Below are 19,084 nucleotides of genomic sequence, written 5' to 3' on the forward strand. Positions count from 1 at the left end.
AACGGCACCCCAGCTTGGGCCGCCGTGTGCGCGTAATGTTCCCCGCCCCACGGAAGACAGCTGCCCACAGGGACCCTGAATGACCCGCCCCATCCCGGCCCCCGCCGAACGACAGCCCCTGTGCGACGCCCGTGGCCGCCTGGAGCCATCGGCCATCGGCTGGTCCGAGCGACCGCAGCTGGATTGCGCCATCCCCGGGCACTTCGGCCGGCGCAAGCGCTGGAACCACTGGTGCATCACCACCCCCGGCTGGATGCTCTCCGTCACCCTCGCCGACCTCGACTACATCGGCTACTGCGCCGCCTACTTCCTCGACCTGGAAACCGGCCGCGCCGTGACCCACTCCCAGCTGCGCGCCCTCGCCCTCGGCTGCCACCTGCCCGATGTGCCGGTGGCCAGCCACGGCTTCGAGCACCCGCGCCTGCACCTGCAGGTGGACGAACTCCCCGGCCGCGCCCGCATCAGCGTCGCCGTGCCGGACATCGGCGGCCAGCCACTGCAGGCGACCCTCGACGTGCAGCGCCCGGCGCACCTGGACTCGGTCAACCTGGTCGCGCCCTTCGCCAACGGTGGCTTCCACGCCAGCACCCGCCAACTCGGCCTGCCGGTCACCGGCAGCCTGCGCCTGGGTCGCCGGCAGTACCCGTGCATGCCGGGGCAGAGCTTCGCCGCCCTCGACTTCGGCCGGGGCGTCTGGCCGCTGAACAGCCACTGGACCCGCGCCGCCTTCGCCACCGTCGGCGGTATCGCCGGCAACTTCGGTGCGGGCTGGACAGACGCCAGCGGCGAGACGGAGAACGCCCTGTGGTTCGGTGGCGAACTGTCGCGCCTCAACGGCCCGGTGCACCTCAGGCAAGGCCCGGAGAACGGCCTGTCCCCCTGGCAGCTGAGCAGCGACTGCGAGCGCGTGCGCCTCACCTTCACCCCGCGCCAGCTGCACCAGGCCAACCCGCGCCTGGGCCCGCTCTACGCCGACACACGCCAGTGGTTCGGGCGCTTCGACGGGGTCCTGCTCAGCCCCACGGGCGAGCGCGTCCCCGTGGACAACGCCCTGGGCTGGGTAGGCCATACCCGCGCGCGCTGGTAATCCATCCCCCAGGCGTTGAACCCAAGGGCTCCGGCGCGGCCTAAACTGCGGAAAAACCGAACCTGGAGCCGCGCAATGAGCCGAACCGAAACCGACAGCCTGGGCCCCGTCAGCGTCGCCGAAGACGCCTACTGGGGCGCCCAGACCCAGCGCTCGCTGGAAAACTTCGCCATCGGCGAGGAACGCATGCCCCTCCCCGTGGTGCATGCCCTGGCCCTGGTGAAGAAGGCCGCCGCCCGGGTCAACGGCCGCAATGGCGGTATCAGCCCGGACATCGCCCGCCTGATCGAACAGGCCGCCGATGAAGTCCTCGCCCACCAGCACGACGACCAGTTCCCCCTGGTGGTCTGGCAGACCGGCAGCGGCACCCAGAGCAACATGAACGTCAACGAAGTGATCGCCGGCCGCGCCAACGAACTGGCCGGCGGCCCACGGGGCGGCAAGAGCCCGGTGCACCCCAACGACCACGTCAACCACGCCCAGAGCTCCAACGACAGCTTCCCCACCGCCATGCACATCGCCGTGGCCCAGGCCATCCACCGCGACCTGCTGCCAGCGCTGGCCGAGCTGACCGGTGGCCTGGCCGAGCAGGCTGCGCGCCATGCCCGCCTGGTGAAGACCGGGCGCACCCACCTGATGGACGCCACGCCCATCACCTTCGGCCAGGAGCTCTCCGCCTTCGTCGCCCAGCTGGACTACGCCGAGCGCGCCATCCGCAATGCCCTGCCGGCGGTCTACCAACTGGCCCAGGGCGGCACCGCCGTCGGCACCGGGCTCAATGCCCCCCACGGTTTCGCCGAAGCCATGGCGGCGGAACTGGCGGCGCTGGCCGGGCTGCCCTTCGTCTCCGCGCCCAACAAGTTCGCTGCCCTCGCCGGGCACGAGCCGCTGGTGGCCCTCTCCGGCGCGCTCAAGACCCTCGCCGTGGCCCTGATGAAGATCGCCAACGACCTGCGCCTGCTGGGCTCCGGCCCCCGGGGCGGCCTGGCGGAAGTCAGGCTGCCGGCCAACGAGCCGGGCAGCTCGATCATGCCCGGCAAGGTCAACCCGACCCAGTGCGAAGCGCTTTCCATGCTCGCCTGCCAGGTGATCGGCAACGACACCACCATCAGCCTCGCCGCCAGCCACGGGCACCTGCAGCTCAACGTGTTCAAGCCGGTGATCGCCCACAACATCCTGCAGTCCATCCGCCTGCTGGCCGATGGCTCACGCAACTTCCAGCGCCACTGCGTGGCCGGCATGGAGCCCGACGCCGCGCGCATGGCCGAGCACCTGGAGCGCGGCCTGATGCTGGTGACCGCCCTCAACCCGCACATCGGCTACGACAAGGCCGCGCAGATCGCCAAGAAGGCCTACGCCGAAGGCACCACCCTGCGTGAAGCGGCGCTGGCCCTCGGACTGGTGAGCGAAGCCGACTTCGACGCCTGGGTACGCCCGGAAACCATGCTGGAGGCCGGCCAGCATGGTTGACTCCTCCAAGCACGGTGCCACCCCGCTGGAAGGCGATGGCAAGCGCATCCTGATGATCCTCGGCTCGCCCAAGGACAACAGCCTGTGCGGCGCCCTGGGCGACGCCTATGCCCAGGGTGCCCGTGGCGAAGGCCATGTGGTGCGGGTGCTGAAGCTCAGCGAGATGGCCTTCGACCCGGTGCTGCGCCAGGGCTACGACCAGAACCAGCCCCTGGAGCCGGACCTGCTCGAAGCCCAGCGGCAGATCCACTGGGCCCAGCACCTGGTGTTCGTCTACCCAGTCTGGTGGGGCGGCGTGCCGGCCCTGCTCAAGGGCTTCCTCGACCGCGTGCTGCTGCCCGGCTTCGCCTTTCGCTACCGGGGCCCGCGCAGCTGGGACAAGCTGCTGCAGGGCCGCACCGCCGACCTGCTGGTGACCCTCGACACGCCGCCCTGGTATTTCCGCTGGGTCTACGGCGCCCCCGGGCACCGGCAGATGAAGCGCACCATCCTCGGCTTCTGCGGCATCCGCACCCGCCACCTGGCAGAGTTCGCCCCGGTGCGCACCTCCACCGAGGAGCAGCGCCAGGCCTGGCTGCGCCGCGCCGAAACCCTGGGCGCCCGCCCCTAGCCGGGCTCCAGCAGTGCCTCGTCCACCGCGTACTTCACCCGTACGCGGTTGCGATAGAGGCACTCGCTGGCCACCAGCCGTCCCTCCTGGCCCTTCTCGCGCACGTCCCGCCAGATCTCGTTGAGGCGCAGCACCTCGCCCCCTTCGCGGATGAAGCGGTGCCCGCGCTGGTAGACGTGGTAGCGGAACGGCCGGGGCGCCGAGCACAGCAGCAGCCCCTCCAACTGGTGCTCGGCCACCTTCAGCGACAGCTGGAAGGCCTGGTCGGTGGGGTTGTGCAGCACCAGGTCGATGTAGTTGTAGAAGATCGCCGCCCCGGAGCCGAACGGCAGCACCCGCCCCTCGTCCGGGAAGGGGTCGAAACTGTGGTTGGCCCGCTCCACCACCCGCAGCGGCGAGTGCAGCGCCATCCAGTGGATCAGGTTGCTCAACTGGCACACCCCGCCGCCAATGCCGGAACGCGCCTCGCCGAACGACAGCTCCATGCCCTCGACGAACCCGCGCCGCGCCGTGGGCCGGCCGAGCAACTGGCAGAAGGAGAAGTACTCCCCCGGGCCGATCACCACCCCGTCCATGCACGCCACCGCCAGGCGCAGGTTGATCACCTTGTTGTGCTGCAGCGCCAGGTCGCTGTCGCCCAGCCGGCGGATCAGCTTGGACGTGTGGCGGATGTAGCGGTACGGCAGGTGCGCATCCGCCACCCGCCCCAAGCGCCGGGACGACAGGCGCCAGTAGAGCGCACGCGCCAGGCGCCGCTGCCAGACGCGCAACGCGTAGAGCCAGGGGTGATAGAGGGAAAGCGGTTTGCGCATGGGAAGGGTCCGGGGCCGGGGCGCGCATTATGCCGCGCCGCCTGCCCGGTTTCAGGCACCGGGCCACACCCAAGGCCCGTCACCCCAGGTGCAGCGCCCGGTAATGGCTGGGCGCCATGCCCACCACCTTGCGGAACAGGCGGGAGAAGTAATAGGCGTCCTCGTAGCCCAGCTGCTCGGCGATCTGCCGCACCCCCAGGCTGCCCTCGTCCAGCAGGCGGCAGGCGTGGGCCATCTTCAGCTGGATGAAATCCTGGATCGGCGCGTGGCCGGTCAGGGCACGGTAGGTCTTGGCGAAGTGGAAGCGCGAGAGCTTGAACTGCGCGGCCAACTGGTCGAGGTTCAGCTGCTCGTGCAGGTGCGCACGCATCACCGCCTGCACCGCGTCCACGTCCAGCACCCGCCCGGACTTGAGAAAACCCCGCGCCGGCAGCACCGCCAGCGACGTCAGCAGCGCCTGCAACTGGTGGGCCGCATGCACATGGTGCCTGGGGTTCAGGCCCTGCTTGCGCAGCCCCAGCAACCCGTCGAAGTCCGCCAGCAGGCGCGGCTGGGCGCCGATGCGACGCAGGCCCGGCTCGCCGAGAAAGCGCAGGAAATCCGCCGCCAGCTCCCCCTTGAAGTGCACCCAGTAGATGCTCCACGGGCGCTGCAGGTCGGCGCCATAGGCGTGCATGCGGCCCTTGGGCAGCACCAGCAGGTCCCCGCCTGCCACGTCGAATCGTCCATCCCCGGTCTCCAGCCAGCCTTGCCCGGCACGACAGTAGATCAGCAGGTGGTCGTCCGGGGCCAGGCGCAGCATGCGGTGCCCCGCGGCGTCCGGGTAATAGCCCAGCGCCAGCGGGTAGCAGCCGGCTGCCAAGGGGTGGCGGGCCAGCAGGCGACGCAGGCGGGGCGGTGTGATCAGGCGGATGCCATCGGCCGGCAGCGGCCAGTTGGAGGTTTCCACGGAGCGGCTCATGGTTGTTCTTGTGGTGGCCAGCAATGCCAAGATCGTCCATCCCGGCGCCAAGATCGTCAATCCACAAGCGCCCGGCGCCCCGCTATAAACGGCACACAGAACAACAAAGGGCCCGAGGACGGGCGGAGGCACGCATGAGCAGGACGATTCCCCAGCTGATCGATGGCCAATGGCGCGAGAGCCGCGCCCGCGAGCTGATCGAAGTCACCGATCCCGCCACCCAGGCCGTGCTGGCCCTGGCGCCCCGCGCCACCGCCGAGGAGATCGAAGCCGCCGTGGCCAGTGCCCGCGACGCCTTCCTCACCTGGCGCGAAGTCCCCATCCCGGAACGCGCCCGCCTGATGCTGCGCTACCAGCACCTGCTCAAGGAGCACCACGACGAACTGGCCGAGCTGCTGGCCAGCGAGACCGGCAAGACCTTCGCCGACGCCAAGGGCGACGTCTGGCGCGGCATCGAGGTGGCCGAGCACGCGGCCAACGTGGCCAGCCTGATGATGGGCGAGACGGTGGAGAACGTCGCCCGCGAGATCGACACCGCCAGCTGGATCCAGCCCCTGGGCGTGTGCGTCGGCATCACCCCCTTCAACTTCCCGGCGATGATCCCGCTGTGGATGTTTCCCCTGGCCATCGCCTGCGGCAACACCTTCATCCTCAAGCCCTCCGAGCAGGACCCGCTGACCCCCAACCGCCTCGCCGAGCTGTTCCTCGAAGCCGGCGCGCCCAAGGGCGTGCTGCAGGTGCTGCATGGCGGCCGCGAACAGGTGGATGCCCTGCTCACCCACCCCGAAGTGCGCGCCATCTCCTTCGTCGGCTCGGTGCCGGTCGGCCAGCACGTGTACCGCACCGGCACCGCGCACATGAAGCGCGTGCAGGCCTTCGCCGGGGCCAAGAACCACATGGTGATCCTCCCCGACGCCAACAAGGAACAGACCCTGAGCAACCTCATCGGCGCCAGCTGCGGCGCCGCCGGCCAGCGCTGCATGGCCATCAGCGTCGCCGTCTTCGTCGGCCAGGCGCGGGAGTGGATCGGCGAACTGGCCGAGCAGATGGCCCAGCTGCGACCCGGCCACTGGAGCGACCCCCAGGCCGCCTACGGCCCGCTGATCAGCCAGCAGGCCCGCCAGCGCGTGCTGCGACTGATCGCCGAGGGCAAGGCCGAAGGCGCCGAATGCCTGCTCGACGGCTCCCACTGCGAAGTGCCCGGCTACCCCGATGGCAACTGGCTCGGCCCCACCCTGTTCCGCGGCGTCACCCCGCGCATGGGCCTGTACCGCGAGGAAATCTTCGGCCCGGTGCTGGCCTGCGTGGAGGTGGACACCCTCGACGAGGCCATCGCCCTGGTCAACGCCAGCCCCTACGGCAACGGCACCAGCCTGTTCACCCGCTCCGGCGGCGCCGCGCGGCACTTCCAGCACGCCGTGGAAGTGGGCCAGGTGGGCATCAACGTCCCCATCCCGGTGCCGCTGCCGTTCTTCTCCTTCACCGGCTGGAAGGGCTCCTTCTATGGCGACCTGCACGCCTACGGCAAGCAGGCGGTGCGCTTCTACACCGAGACCAAGACCGTCACCACCCGCTGGTTCGACGACAGCCCGGTGAGCGGCCCGAACATGACCATCCAGCTCAAGTAGCAAGCGGGTATCCGACAGCCTGTTAGACGAAAAGAGAATCTCAACCCATCCGGGACCGGCGTAAAAGGTTCCTCCACAACAACAAGGAGGAACCCCCATGCGCCGTTTGACTGCCACCCTGGCCCTCTGGGCCGGGATCACCGCCTGTGCGCAGGCTGCCGAGCCCATCACCCTCGGCCTCAACTACCCGCGCACCGGCTCGTACAAGGAAGAGGGACTGGCCCAGATGCGAGGCGCGTTGCTGGCCATCGACGAGATCAACGCAGCGGGCGGCGTGCTCGGCCGCACCCTGCGGCTGTCCGCCAAGGACACCGCCTCGCGCCCGGAAAAGGCCGTGAAGAACGTCGACAAGCTCGCCGACGAAGGCGCCGCCATGCTCTTCGGCGGCGCCTCCAGCGCGGTGGCCATCGCCTCCGGCGAACGGGCCCGCGAGCGCGGCCTGCTGTACTTCGGCACCCTCACCTACTCCAACGACACCACCGGCAAGAACGGCCACCGCTACCTGTTCCGCGAGTGCAACAACGCCTGGATGAGCGCCGGCGTGCTGGGCCAGTACCTGAGCAAGACCCTGCCCGGCAAACGCTACTTCTACGTCACCGCCGACTACACCTGGGGGCAGACCACCGAAGCCTCGCTGCGCAAGGCCACCGGCAGCCAGGACAGCGCCGGCCACCCCGGCGTGCGCGTGCCCTTCCCCGGCGCCCGCCTCAGTGACTACCGCGACGCCCTCGCCCAGGCCGCCGCCAGCGACGCCCAGGTGCTGGCCCTGGTGCTGTTCGGCGAAGACCTGGTGCGCGCCATGCGCATCGCCCGCGACCTGGGCCTGACCGAGCGCATGCAGATCGTCGCGCCCAACCTCACCCAGAGCATCGTCGAGCAGGCCGGCCCCGACCTCATGCAGGGCGTGATCGGCACCGAACCCTGGACCTGGCGCGTCCCCGCCCTTGAGAAGTCCGAACGCGGCCAGGCCTTCGTCGAAGCGTTCAAGACCCGCTACGGCATGTACCCCTCCAGCTCCGCCGCCTCGGCCTACAGCATCGTCCAGCAATGGGCCGATGCCGCGCGCCGCAGCAACAGCCTCGACAGCGAAGCCCTGATCAAGGCCCTCGAAGGCCATCGCTACAGCCTCCTCAAGGGCGAGCAGCAGTGGCGCGCCTTCGACCACCAGAACCTGCAGACGGTGTACGCCGTCCGGGTCAAGCACCGCGACGAGGTGTTCAAGGACCCGCTCAAGCAGGACTATTTCGAGATCGTCGACCGCCTCGACGCCAGCACCGCGCTTCCCAGCGAAGCCGACTGGCAGGCCGAACGGCGGGCCGCCGGCAAACCCCTGACCCTGCAGTGAGACGCCATGGATTTCGACCTCAGCGATGAACAACGCCTGCTGACCGACAGCGCCCGCGCCTTCGCCGCGCGGGAGCTGGCCCCCCACGCCGCCGACTGGGACCGCGAGCACCACTTCCCGGTGGAGGTCATCCGCCGGGCCGCCGAACAGGGCTACCTGGGGCTGTACATCGCGGAGGACGACGGCGGCCTCGGGCTCTCGCGGCTCTCCGCCGCGCTGATCTTCGAGCAGCTGGCCGCCGGCTGCGTGGCCACCACCGCCTACCTCACCATCCACAATATGGCCACCTGGATGCTCGCCTCCTTCGGCGACGCCGCGCTCAAGGCCCAGTGGCTGCCGGGCCTGCTGGACGGCCGGCTGCTGGCCTCCTACTGCCTCACCGAGCCCGACGCCGGCTCCGACGCCGCCCACCTGCGCACCCGCGCCCGGCGCGACGGCGAGCACTACGTGCTGGACGGCAGCAAGTGCTTCATCTCCGGCGCCGGCAGCACCCAGGTGCTGATCGTCATGGCGCGTACCGGCGAAGACGGCGCCAAGGGCATCTCCTGCTTCCTGGTGCCGGCCGACGCCGAAGGCATCCGCTACGGCCGCAACGAAGACAAGATGGGCTGGCGCGCCCAGCCCACCCGCACCATCGCCTTCGACGGCGTGCGCATCCCCGCCAGCCACCGCATCGGCCCCGAGGGCGAAGGGTTCGTCTACGCCATGAAGGGCCTCGACGGCGGCCGCCTGAACATCGCCAGCTGCTCCCTCGGCGCCGCCCAGGCCGCGCTGGAACAGAGCCTGCGCTACGTCGAGGAGCGCCGGCAGTTCGGCAAGCCCCTGGCCAGCTTCCAGGCCCTGCAGTTCAAGCTCGCCGACATGCTCACCGACCTCACCGCCAGCCGGCAGATGGTGCGCCTGGCCGCCCACCGCCTGGACCAGCGCCACCCCGAGGCCAGCCTCTACTGCGCCATGGCCAAGCGCTTCGCCACCGACCAGTGCTTCGAAGTGTGCAACCAGGCCCTGCAACTTCATGGCGGCTACGGCTATCTGAACGACTACCCTCTGGAGCGCTGGGTGCGCGACACCCGCGTGCACCAGATCCTCGAAGGCACCAACGAGATCATGCGCGTCATCACGGCGCGCCGTTTACTGGAACAGGGCGGCACACTCGACCGCCTGCTATGACGAATGCGTTAAGGAGATGCACATGAGCACCGCAGTCGAACCCTACAAGACCGGCGTCTTCGACCTCACCCACAAGCTCACCGTGGAGAAGCACGGCCACACCGCCCTGCTCACCATCAACAACCCGCCGGCCAACACCTGGGACCGCGAATCCCTCATCGGCCTCAAGCAACTGGTGGAGCACCTCAACCGCGACGACGCCATCTACGCCCTGGTGGTGACCGGCCAGGGGCCCAAGTTCTTCAGCGCCGGCGCCGACCTCAACATGTTCGCCGACGGCGACAAGGCCCGCGCCCGGGAAATGGCCCGGCGCTTCGGCGAAGCCTTCGAAGCCCTGCGCGACTTCCGTGGCGTGTCCATCGCCGCCATCAACGGCTACGCCATGGGCGGCGGCCTGGAGTGCGCCCTGGCCTGCGACATCCGCATCGCCGAGCGCCATGCGCAGATGGCCCTGCCCGAGGCCACCGTCGGCCTGCTGCCCTGCGCCGGCGGCACCCAGGCGCTGTCCTGGCTGGTGGGCGAAGGCTGGGCCAAGCGCATGATCCTCTGCGGCGAGCGCATCGACGCCGACACCGCCCAGCGCATCGGCCTGGTGGAGCAGGTGGTGGACAGCGGCGAAGCCCGTGGCACCGCCCTGCTGCTGGCGGCCAAGGTCGCCCGCCAGAGCCCGGTGGCGGTGCGCACCATCAAGCCGCTGATCCAGGGCGCCCGCGAACGCGCCCCGAACACCTGGCTGCCCGAGGAGCGCGAGCGCTTCGTCGACCTGTTCGACGCCGAGGACACCCGCGAAGGCGTCAACGCCTTCCTCGAAAAGCGCGAACCCAAGTGGCGCAACCAGTGAGAGCGATGCCATGAACGTGAAATTCGAAGAGCGCCACGGCCGCGACGGCGCGCGCATCGGCATCGCCACCCTGGACGCCGAGGCCAGCCTCAACGCCCTCAGCCTGCCGATGATCGAAGCGCTGGAGGCCCGCCTCGATGCCTGGGCCAACGACCCGGACCTGGTCTGCGTGCTGCTGCGCGGCAGCGGGCCCAAGGCCTTCTGCGCCGGCGGCGACGTGCGCCGGCTGGCGGAAGCCTGCCGCGAGCACCCCGGCGAAGTGCCGCCGCTGGCGGCGCGCTTCTTCGCCGACGAGTACCGCCTCGACCACCGCCTGCACACCTACCCCAAGCCGCTCATCTGCTGGGCCCACGGCCACGTGCTGGGCGGCGGCATGGGCCTGATGCAGGGCGCGGCGATCCGCATCGTCACCCCCTCCAGCCGGCTGGGCATGCCGGAGGTCAACATCGGCCTCTACCCCGACGTCGGCGGCAGCTGGTTCCTCGCCCGCCTGCCCGGGCGCCTGGGCCTGTTCCTCGGCCTCACCGCCAGCGGCATCAACGCCCGTGACGCGCTGGACCTGGGCCTGGCCGACCGCTTCCTGCTGGACGACCAGCAGGAGGCCCTGCTGGACGGCCTCGCCCAGCTCAACTGGCGCGAGCACAGCGGCGCCCAGCTCACCAGCCTGCTGCGAGCCCTGGAAGCCAGCGCCCGCCCGCAGCTGCCCGAGGCCCAGTGGCTGCCGCGCCGGGCCCGCCTCGATGACCTGCTGGACGTGGCCGAACTGCCCGCCGCCTGGCACGCCATCGCCGCCCTGCAGCACGACGAAGACGCCCTGCTGGCCCGCGCCGCCCGCACCCTGGTCGCCGGCTGCCCGCTCACCGGGCACCTGGTCTGGGAGCAGATCCGCCGCGCCCGCCACCGCTCCCTGGCCGAGGTGTTCCGCATGGAATACGCCATGAGCCTGAACTGCTGCCGCCACCCGGAATTCCCCGAAGGCGTGCGCGCCCGCCTGATCGACAAGGACAACGCTCCGCGCTGGCACTGGCCGAGCGTGGACAGCGTGCCGCGCAACGTGATCGAAGCCCACTTCGAGCCCACCTGGGAGGGCGATCACCCCCTGGCGGACCTCTAACCCCCTCCCACGCGACCCAAGGAGCACGACAATGACAACAATCGCCTTCATCGGTCTCGGCAACATGGGCCTGCCCATGGCCCGCAACCTCATCAAGGGCGGCCATGCGCTGCAGGTCTTCGACCTGGTCCGCGCCGCCATGGATCAACTGGTGGCCGAAGGGGCCAAGGCCGCCGTCGATGCCCGGGACGCCGTCCAGGGCGCCGAGGTGGTGGTCAGCATGCTGCCCGCCAGCCACCACGTCGAAGGCCTCTACCTGGGCGACGACGGCCTGCTGGCCGGGCTGCCCGCCGGCACCCTGGTGCTGGAGTGCTCCACCATCGCCCCCGAGGCAGCCCGGCGCGTGCATGCCGCCGCCCGCGAACGGGGCATCGCCCTGCTCGATGCGCCGGTCTCCGGCGGCACCGCCGGCGCCGCCGCCGGCACCCTCACCTTCATGATCGGCGGCGAGGCCGAGGCCCTGGAGCGGGCCCGCCCGCTGCTGGCGCTGATGGGGCGCAACCTGTTCCACGCCGGCCCGGCCGGCGCCGGCCAGGTAGCCAAGGTGTGCAACAACCAGGTGCTCGCCGTGCAGMKGCKCCGGCCAGGTAGCCAAGGTGTGCAACAACCAGGTGCTCGCCGTGCAGATGATCGCCACCGCCGAAGCCATGGCCCTCGGCGTCGCCAACCAGCTCGACCCCGCCGTGCTGGCCGAGATCATGCGCCAGAGCTCCGGCGGCAACTGGGTGCTGGAACGCTACAACCCCTGGCCGGGGGTGATGCCCAACGCCCCCGCCAGCAACGGCTACCAGGGCGGCTTCATGGCCGAACTGATGGCCAAGGACCTCGGCCTGGCCCAGGAGGCCGCCGGCCGCAGCGCCAGCAGCACCCCCATGGGCGCCCTGGCGCTGCAGCTCTACCGCCTGCTGCTCAAGCAGGGCAAGGGCCGCCAGGACTTCTCCGTGGTGCAGCAGCTGTTCGCCCCGGAGTGATATCGAGGCAGGCGTCGACCTGCCGCAGCGCACCGCGCCGATGCGATCGGCTACCATGCGCGCTTCGTTACAACCGGGGCGCCCCATGTCCGACTTCCATCACGCCCTGCTCGACTGGGACGAGCAGGGTCAGCCACTGTCCCGCGAGTTCGGCGACGTCTACTTCTCCCCCGAATCCGGCATGGCCGAGACCCGCCACGTCTTCCTCGACGGCAACCAGCTGCCGGAGCGCTTCGCCGCACTGCCCGAAGGCGGTCGCCTGGTCATCGGCGAGACCGGCTTCGGCACCGGCCTGAACTTCCTCTGCGCCTGGCAGTTGTTCCGCGAGCAGGCCCCGGCCAGCGCCCGCCTGCATTTCGTCAGCGTGGAAAAATTCCCCCTCGCCCATGCCGACCTGGCCCGCGCCCTGGCGCTGTGGCCGTCCCTCGCCCCCCTCGGCGATGAACTGCTGCAGCAGTACCGCGCCATCAACCCCGGCTTCCAGCGCCTGCTGCTGGACGGCGGTCGCGTGGTGCTGACCCTGCTGGTGGGCGACGCCCTGGATTGCCTGCCGCAGCTGGACGCGCGCATCGACGCCTGGTTCCTCGACGGCTTCGCACCAGCCAAGAACCCGCAGATGTGGTCGCCCGACCTGTTCACCCAGCTCGCCCGCCTCAGCGCACCCGGCGCCACCCTGGCCACCTTCACCAGCGCCGGCTTCGTCCGTCGCGGCCTCCAGGCGGTGGGTTTCGACATCAAGCGCACCCCCGGCTTCGGCAAGAAGTGGCACATGACCCGGGGCCGCTACAACGCCGTACCGGTCGCTGCCGAACGCCCCTGGTACGCCCGCCCGCCGGCCCACCAGGGGCCGCGTCGGGCGCTGGTGATCGGCGGCGGGCTGGCCGGCTGCGCCAGTGCGGCCAGCCTGGCCGCGCGCGGCTGGCAGGTCACCCTGCTGGAGCGCCACGCCGGCCTGGCCGAGGAAGCCTCCGGCAACCCCCAAGGCGTGCTCTACCTCAAGCTGTCGGCCCACGGCACAGCCCTGTCGCGGCTCATCGTCAGCGGTTTCGGCCATACCCGGCGCCTGCTGGAACACCTGCAGGCCAATGAGGACTGGCAAGCCTGCGGCGTGCTGCAGCTGGCCTTCGAAGACAAGGAACGCGAACGCCAGGCCGCCCTCGCCCGGGCGTTCCCCAGCGGGCTGCTGCGCGCGCTGGACCAGGTCGAGGCACAAGCCCTGGCCGGCATCGCCCTCCCCGCTGGCGGCCTGTTCTACCCCGAGGCCGGCTGGGTCCACCCGCCAGCCCTGTGCCGCTGGCTCGCCGCCCAGCCGGGCATCGAACACGCCCTGCACCGGGAAGCCCTGGAGCTGGTGCGCCAGGACGGCACCTGGCAGGCCCGCGCCGGCGACGCCGTGCTGGCCGAGGCGCCCGTGGTGGTGCTGGCCGGCGCCGCCGAGGTGCTGCGCTTCCCGCAGACCACCGGCATGCCGCTCAAGCGCATCCGCGGGCAGATCACCCGCCTGCCCGCCACCCCCGCCAGCGCCGCGCTGGCCACGGTGGTCTGCGCCGAGGGCTATGTCGCCCCGGTGCGCCACGGCGAGCACACCCTCGGCGCCAGCTTCGACTTCCACAGCCAGGACCTGGCCCCCACCGCCACCGAACACGCCGGCAACCTCGACCTGCTGCGGGAAATCTCCACCGACCTCGGCACCCGCCTGCACGTCGACCAACTGGACCCGGAGCAGCTCCAGGGCCGCGCCGCCTTCCGCTGCACCACCCCGGACTACCTGCCCCTGGTGGGCCCGCTGTGCGACGCCGACGCCTTCGCCGAGGCCTACGCCGTCCTCGCCCGCGACGCCCGCCAGGTGCCGGACACCCCCGCCCCCTGGCTCGACGGGCTCTACCTCAACAGCGGCCACGGCTCCCGCGGCCTGATCACCGCCCCCCTGGCCGGCGAGCTACTGGCCGCCTGGCTCGACGACGAACCCCTGCCGCTCCCCCGCGACGTCGCCGAAGCCTGCCACCCCAACCGCTTCCTGTTGCGCCGGTTGATCAGGGGGCAGTAACGCCCCCGCTTTCCCGCCCGTCCCGTTCCGCGTTCGCCCCGATGCGCCGCCCCGGCCATCGGCGCGAGGGTTCGTGCCTGCCCGCTCATAACCAATCGATCTGAACCGATCGCACATACCCCTGTCGGACCTCTATGCACCCTCGCGGTGCACCCTCCCCAACGGACACACCGGTAAGGAACTATGTGCGGCATTTCTGGAGAACTACGTTTCGATAACCGACCCGCCGACCTGGCTGCGGTCGAACGCATCACCCACCACATGGCCCCGCGCGGGCCGGATGCCTGGGGCTTCCACAGCCAGGGACCGGTCGCCCTCGGCCACCGTCGGCTGAAGATCATGGACCTGTCCGACGGCTCCGCCCAACCCATGGTCGAGCCCGACCTGGGGCTGGCCATCAGCTTCAACGGCGCGATCTATAACTTCCCCGAGCTGCGCGAAGAGCTGCAGGCGCTGGGCTACCACTTCCGCTCCAGCGGCGACACCGAGGTGCTGGCCAAGGCCTGGCATGCCTGGGGCAAGGACATGCTGCCGCGCCTCAACGGCATGTTCGCCCTGGCGATCTGGGAGCCCGGCAGCCAGCGCCTGTTCCTCGCCCGCGACCGCCTCGGCATCAAGCCGCTGTACCTGTCCTGCACCGGCGAGCGCCTGCGCTTCGCCTCCAGCCTCCCGGCCCTGCTCAAGGGCGGCGACATCGACGGCAGCCTCGACCCCGAGGCGCTGAACCACTACCTCAGCTTCCACGCCGTGGTGCCGGCGCCGCGCACCCTGGTCAAGGGCATCGAGAAGCTGCCGCCCGCCACCTGGCTGATGGTCGACGCCCAGGGCAACCGCGACCAGGCCACCTGGTGGAGCCTCGCCTACGGCCACGATGCCGACGAAGCCGGGCTGGAACTGGCGGACTGGCGCGACCGCCTGCTGGCGAGCCTGCGCGAGGCCGTGTCCATCCGCCAACGCGCCGCCCGCGACGTCGGCGTGCTGCTCTCCGGCGGGGTGGATTCCAGCCTGCTGGTGGGCCTGCTGGCCGAAGCCGGCGTGAAGGACCTGCTGACCTTCTCCATCGGCTTCCAGGACGCCGGGGGCGAGCGTGGTGACGAGTTCGAATACTCCGACCTCATCGCCCGCCACTACGGCACCCGCCACCACCAGTTGCGCATCGGCGAGCACGAGATCATCGAGCAATTGCCGGCTGCCTTCCACGCCATGAGCGAGCCCATGGTCAGCCACGACTGCATCGCCTTCTACCTGCTTTCCCGCGAGGTGTCCCGGCACTGCAAGGTGGTGCAGAGCGGCCAGGGCGCGGATGAACTGTTCGGCGGCTACCACTGGTACCCGCCGCTGGTGGACAGCCGCGATCCGTTCGCCACCTACCGCAACGCCTTCTTCGACCGCAGCCACGCCGAGTACCGCGACACGGTGATGCCCGCCTGGCAGACCGGCGACCTGGCCGGCGACTTCGTCCGCGAGCACTTCGCCCGCCCCGGCGCCGACGACCCGGTGGACAAGGCCCTGCGCCTGGACAGCACCGTGATGCTGGTGGACGACCCGGTGAAGCGGGTCGACAACATGACCATGGCCTGGGGCCTGGAAGCCCGCGTGCCGTTCCTCGACTACCGCGTGGCCGAGCTGTCGGCGCGCATCCCGTCGCGCTTCAAGCTGGGCGACGGCGGCAAGCAGGTGCTCAAGGAGGTGGCACGCCAGGTCATCCCCCACGCCGTGATCGACCGGCCCAAGGGCTACTTCCCGGTGCCCGGCCTCAAGCACCTGCAGGGCCGCACCCGCGACTGGGTGCGCGAACTGCTGCTGGAAGGCGGCAACGATCGCGGGCTGTTCAACCGCGCCAGCCTGGAACGGCTGCTGGCCCACCCCGAGGAGGACCTCACCCCGCTGCGCGGCTCGCGCCTGTGGCAGCTGGCGGCCCTCAACCTCTGGCTCAACGAACAGGGAATCTGAACGACATGAAAGCCCACACCGGCCAGCCCTACCTGCACAGCCAGCGCCTGATGCGCGGCCAGGCCCCCTCCTACGAGCGCCTGCAGGCACGCCTGGCGGAAGAACACCAGACGCCCCCGGAAGACCCGGTGCAGATGCTGCACTGCGGCTGGGGCCGCCTGCTGCTCGGCCACACCTATGCCGACCCGGCCAGCCTGGCCCGGGAGCTGCTGGCCGAAAGCCCCGGCGAGCGCGACATCGCCCTCTACGTCGCCGCGCCCCAGCAGGTGCTGGCCCAGGCACCACAGCAGCTGTTCCTCGACCCCTCCGACACCCTGCGCCTGTGGTTCACCGACTACCGCCCGGCGCGCCGCGCCTTCCGTGGCTTCCGCATCCGCCGGGCCCACAGCGACGAGGACTGGCAGGCCATCAACCAGCTCTACCGCAGCCGCGGCATGCTGCCCGTGGACCCGGCGGCCATCACCCCGCGCCACCTGGGCGGTCCGGTCTACTGGCTGGCGGAGGACTCCGCCAGCGGCCAGGTGGTGGGCAGCGTGATGGGCCTCAACCACCGCAAGGCCTTCCACGACCCGGAAGGCGGCTCCAGCCTCTGGTGCCTGGCCGTGGACCCGCAATGCGCCCGCCCCGGCGTGGGCGAAGCGCTGGTGCGCCACCTGGTGGAGCACTTCATGAGCCGCGGCCTGGCCTACCTGGATCTCTCGGTGCTGCACGACAACCGCCAGGCCAAGGCGCTCTACGCCAAGCTCGGCTTCCGTGACCTGCCCACCTTCGCCATCAAGCGCAAGAACGGCATCAACCAGCCACTGTTCCTCGGCCCCGGCCCGGAGCAGACCCTCAACCCCTACGCCCGCATCATCGTCGACGAGGCCCACCGGCGCGGCATCGAAGTGCGCGTGGACGATGCCGCCGCCGGCCTCTTCACCCTCAGCCAGGGTGGCCGCAGCGTGCGTTGCCGCGAGTCGCTGTCGGACCTGACCAGCGCCGTGAGCATGACGCTCTGCCAGGACAAGACCCTCACCCACCGCGCCCTCGCCCGCGCCGGCCTCAACCTCCCCGCCCAGCGCCTGGCCGGCAGCCGCGAGGAGAACGCCGCGTTCCTCGCCGAGCACGGCACCCTGGTGGTCAAGCCGGTGGATGGCGAACAGGGCCAGGGCGTCGCCGTCGGCCTGCGCCGCATCGAGGACGTCGAAGCCGCCATCGCCGAAGCCCGTCGCTACGACGGCCGCGTGCTGTTGGAAAGCTGCCACGAAGGGATGGACCTGCGCATCGTGGTGATCGGCTTCGAGGTGGTGGCCGCCGCCCTGCGCCGCCCAGCCGAAGTGGTCGGCGACGGCCAGCGCAGCATCCGCGCCCTGATCCAGGCCCAGAGCCGCCGACGCCAGGCCGCCACCGGTGGCGAGAGCCGCATCCCGCTGGACGCGGAGACCGAGCGCACCCTGCGCGACGCCGGGCACGGCTACGACGACGTGCTGCCCGCCGGCCAGCGCCTGGCCGTGCGCCGTACAGCCAACCTGCACACCGGCGGCACCCTGGAGGACGTCACCGGCGTACTCCACCCGACCCTGGCCGATGCCGCCCTGCGCGCCGCCCGCGCGCTGGACATCCCCGTGGTGGGGCTGGACCTGCTGGTACCCGCCGCCGACCAGCCCGACTACGTCTTCATCGAAGCCAACGAACGGGTCGGCCTGGCCAACCACCAGCCGCAACCCACCGCCGAACGCTTCGTCGACCTGCTGTTCCCGCTCAGCCGCCAACCGGGCACCCCCTGATCGTGCCGGGCGCCGGCCCCCAACCGGCGCCCCGGCCCGCATGCCCCACAGAGGAGCCACCATGAGCCAGACCCTTCCCGATCCCGACCTCGCCTACCTGCAGAAGGTGCTGCTGGAGATGCTCGCCATCCCCAGCCCCACCGGCTTCACCGACACCATCGTGCGCTACGTCGCCGAACGCCTGGATGAGCTGGGCATCCCCTTCGAACTGACCCGCCGGGGCACCATCCGCGCCACCCTCGCCGGCCGCCAGAACAGCCCCGACCGCGCCGTGGCCGCGCACCTGGACACCATCGGCGCCATCGTCCGCCAGGTGAAGGACAACGGCCGTCTGGCCCTGGCCCCGGTGGGCTGCTGGTCCAGCCGCTTCGCCGAGGGCAGCCGGGTCAGCGTATTCACCGAAACCGGGGTGATCCGTGGCAGCGTGCTGCCGCTGCTCGCTTCCGGCCACGCCTTCAACACCGAGGTGGACAGCATGCCCATCAGCTGGGACCACGTGGAGCTGCGCCTGGACGCCTACAGCTCGACCCGCGCCGACTGCGAGTCCCTGGGGGTGTCCATTGGTGATTTCGTCGCCTTCGACCCACTGCCGGAGTTCACCGAGAGCGGCCACATCAGCGCCCGCCACCTGGACGACAAGGCCGGCGTCGCCGCCCTGCTCACCGCCCTCAAGGGCATCCGCGAGGCGCGGCTGGTGCCGCCCATCGACTGCCACCCGCTGTTCACCATCACCGAGGAGATCGGCTCCGGGTCCGCCGGTGCCCTGCCGTGGGACGTCAGCGAGTTCGTCGGCATCGACATCGCCCCCGTCGCACCCGGCCAGCACTCCAGCGAACACGCCGTCAGCGTCGCCATGCAGGACTCCTCCGGCCCCTACGACTACCACCTCTCCCGGCACCTGCTGAAGCTGGCCGAGCAGAACGCCGTGGCAGTTCGTCGCGACCTGTTCCGCTACTACCACAGCGACGCGCAGTCGGCGATCGCCGCCGGCCACGACACCCGCGCCGCCCTCCTGGCCTTCGGCTGCGACGCCACCCACGGCTACGAGCGCACCCACATCGACAGCCTGGAGGCCATGGCCCGCCTGCTCGGCGCCTACCTCATGAGCCCGCCGGTGTTCGCCAGCGACGCCAACACCGCCCAGCACTCCCTGGAGCCGTTCAGCCACCAGCTGGAGCACAGCGCGCAGATGGAGAACGACACCCGCGTACCGACGGTCGGCAGCCTCCTCGGCAAGGGCGAAAACGACGCTTGAAGGCCATCGCGCATACGGGCAAAGTGCCAGGCCACAGGCGATAACAACTAC

The 19,084-nt window shown here is 70.7% G+C and carries 14 protein-coding genes and 1 pseudogene; 13 read left to right on the forward strand and 2 right to left on the reverse strand.

Annotated elements, in window-relative coordinates:
- The first annotated feature begins 79 nt into the window (after positions 1-79).
- From RTK35_RS02045 to RTK35_RS02055, 3 genes are all read left to right on the forward strand, one after another.
- Positions 80-1,087 carry a DUF2804 domain-containing protein gene (locus tag RTK35_RS02045; RefSeq protein WP_316907253.1) on the forward strand — a complete coding sequence of 336 codons (1,008 nt, stop codon included), beginning with the start codon at positions 80-82 and terminating at the stop codon, positions 1,085-1,087.
- Positions 1,088-1,162: 75 nt separating this feature from the next.
- On the forward strand, positions 1,163-2,557 hold the full coding sequence (locus tag RTK35_RS02050) for a class II fumarate hydratase (RefSeq protein ID WP_044406606.1): 1,395 nt from the start codon (positions 1,163-1,165) through the stop codon (positions 2,555-2,557).
- On the forward strand, positions 2,550-3,167 hold the full coding sequence (locus RTK35_RS02055) for an NAD(P)H-dependent oxidoreductase (RefSeq protein WP_316907254.1): 618 nt from the start codon (positions 2,550-2,552) through the stop codon (positions 3,165-3,167). The genes RTK35_RS02050 and RTK35_RS02055 overlap by 8 nt, the downstream gene beginning before the upstream one ends.
- Here the strand turns inward: RTK35_RS02055 and RTK35_RS02060 are convergent.
- Together RTK35_RS02060 and RTK35_RS02065 are read right to left on the reverse strand one after the other, a co-directional pair.
- Complete coding sequence (locus RTK35_RS02060) at positions 3,164-3,979, reverse strand: VanW family protein (RefSeq protein ID WP_316907255.1); 816 nt, start codon at positions 3,977-3,979, stop codon at positions 3,164-3,166. The genes RTK35_RS02055 and RTK35_RS02060 overlap by 4 nt on opposite strands.
- 79 nt (positions 3,980-4,058) lie before the next feature.
- The gene (locus RTK35_RS02065) at positions 4,059-4,940 is read right to left on the reverse strand and encodes an AraC family transcriptional regulator (protein WP_316907256.1); all 882 of its coding nucleotides are present in this window, start codon (positions 4,938-4,940) and stop codon (positions 4,059-4,061) included.
- A 134-nt stretch (positions 4,941-5,074) separates the two neighbouring features.
- Between RTK35_RS02065 and RTK35_RS02070 the strand changes: the two genes are divergently transcribed.
- The 10 genes and pseudogenes from RTK35_RS02070 (at position 5,075) to RTK35_RS02115 (ending at position 19,033) form a co-directional block, all read left to right on the forward strand.
- Entirely contained in the window at positions 5,075-6,568 is a 1,494-nt protein-coding gene (locus RTK35_RS02070) for a CoA-acylating methylmalonate-semialdehyde dehydrogenase (RefSeq protein WP_316907257.1), read from the forward strand.
- Positions 6,569-6,665: 97 nt separating this feature from the next.
- The gene (locus RTK35_RS02075) at positions 6,666-7,913 is read left to right on the forward strand and encodes an ABC transporter substrate-binding protein (protein ID WP_107331419.1); all 1,248 of its coding nucleotides are present in this window, start codon (positions 6,666-6,668) and stop codon (positions 7,911-7,913) included.
- A 6-nt stretch (positions 7,914-7,919) separates the two neighbouring features.
- Positions 7,920-9,083: an isobutyryl-CoA dehydrogenase gene (locus tag RTK35_RS02080; RefSeq protein ID WP_044406590.1), complete on the forward strand. Its 1,164-nt coding sequence runs from the start codon at positions 7,920-7,922 to the stop codon at positions 9,081-9,083.
- Positions 9,084-9,105: 22 nt separating this feature from the next.
- Entirely contained in the window at positions 9,106-9,924 is an 819-nt protein-coding gene (locus RTK35_RS02085) for an enoyl-CoA hydratase (RefSeq protein ID WP_044406587.1), read from the forward strand.
- Positions 9,925-9,934: 10 nt separating this feature from the next.
- The gene (locus tag RTK35_RS02090; protein ID WP_236215376.1) at positions 9,935-11,038 is read left to right on the forward strand and encodes an enoyl-CoA hydratase/isomerase family protein; all 1,104 of its coding nucleotides are present in this window, start codon (positions 9,935-9,937) and stop codon (positions 11,036-11,038) included.
- A gap of 31 nt (positions 11,039-11,069) precedes the next feature.
- A pseudogene (locus RTK35_RS02095) lies at positions 11,070-12,009 on the forward strand (NAD(P)-binding domain-containing protein).
- Positions 12,010-12,094: 85 nt separating this feature from the next.
- A complete protein-coding gene (mnmC, locus tag RTK35_RS02100) occupies positions 12,095-14,056 on the forward strand; it encodes a bifunctional tRNA (5-methylaminomethyl-2-thiouridine)(34)-methyltransferase MnmD/FAD-dependent 5-carboxymethylaminomethyl-2-thiouridine(34) oxidoreductase MnmC (protein WP_316907258.1) in 1,962 nt (653 codons plus the stop codon).
- A 183-nt stretch (positions 14,057-14,239) separates the two neighbouring features.
- Positions 14,240-16,009 (forward strand): N-acetylglutaminylglutamine amidotransferase, encoded by a 1,770-nt coding sequence (locus tag RTK35_RS02105; protein WP_316907259.1) that lies wholly within the window; start codon positions 14,240-14,242, stop codon positions 16,007-16,009.
- Between the two features lie 5 nt (positions 16,010-16,014).
- The gene (gene ngg, locus RTK35_RS02110) at positions 16,015-17,778 is read left to right on the forward strand and encodes an N-acetylglutaminylglutamine synthetase (RefSeq protein ID WP_308725424.1); all 1,764 of its coding nucleotides are present in this window, start codon (positions 16,015-16,017) and stop codon (positions 17,776-17,778) included.
- A gap of 61 nt (positions 17,779-17,839) precedes the next feature.
- Positions 17,840-19,033, forward strand: coding sequence for an osmoprotectant NAGGN system M42 family peptidase (locus tag RTK35_RS02115; protein ID WP_044406570.1), 1,194 nt, complete (start codon positions 17,840-17,842; stop codon positions 19,031-19,033).
- Positions 19,034-19,084: the final 51 nt, after the last annotated feature.

This window comes from Pseudomonas sp. zfem003, from assembly GCF_032621675.1.
GTDB classification, from domain to species: Bacteria; Pseudomonadota; Gammaproteobacteria; order Pseudomonadales; family Pseudomonadaceae; genus Metapseudomonas; species Metapseudomonas otitidis.